At 67.5% G+C, this 615-nt stretch carries 1 protein-coding gene; it reads left to right on the top strand.

Annotated elements, in window-relative coordinates; all coding sequences use genetic code 11:
* Window positions 1-142: 142 nt before the first annotated feature.
* The coding region (locus CCN35_RS27385) for an esterase/lipase family protein (protein WP_143631918.1) at window positions 143-615 on the top strand (473 nt) is incomplete at its 3' end.

Here is a 615-nt window from a genome sequence, read left to right as displayed (position 1 = left end):
GCCATCTGCAGAATTTTTTGCCGACCCGTTACTTCACACTTGGACTACTGGCCCGTAACTTGACGAGTGAACAGCATCCCGTGATCCGGATCACAGGGCGTAGTGCCGTCGCGCTTCCCTTGACCCGCAAGGAGATCACTCGATGCTGCCCTTCAAGCGGGCGGTCAGACCCCTCGTCGCCCTGGTCCTGGCCGCCGTGCTCGCCGCCGCCTCAGCCGTCACCGCCCACGCCTCCAGCGCCCCCAGCAGCGGCTGGAACGACTACCGCTGCAAGCCCTCCGCCGCCCACCCCCGCCCCGTCGTCCTCGTCCACGGCACCTTCGGCAACGCCGTGACCAACTGGATCGGGCTCGCTCCGTACCTGAAGGACCGCGGATACTGCGTCTTCTCCCTCAACTACGGTCAGTTGGAGGGCGTCCCGGTCTTCTACGGCCTCGGGCCCATCGACAAGTCGGCGGAGCAGCTGGCCGCCTTCGTCGACGAGGTGCTCGCCGCGACCGGTGCCGCCGAGGTCGACCTCGTCGGCCACTCGCAGGGCGGCATGATGCCCCGCTACTACCTGAAGTTCCTCGGCGGGGCCGCCAAGGTGAACGCCCTGGTCGGCATAGCGCCCAG

This window comes from Streptomyces thermovulgaris (assembly GCF_002155915.1).
Lineage (GTDB): Bacteria > Actinomycetota > Actinomycetes > Streptomycetales > Streptomycetaceae > Streptomyces > Streptomyces thermovulgaris.
The sequence above is the reverse complement of the archived record's forward strand: the minus strand, read 5'-3'. Positions and strand labels throughout refer to the sequence as shown.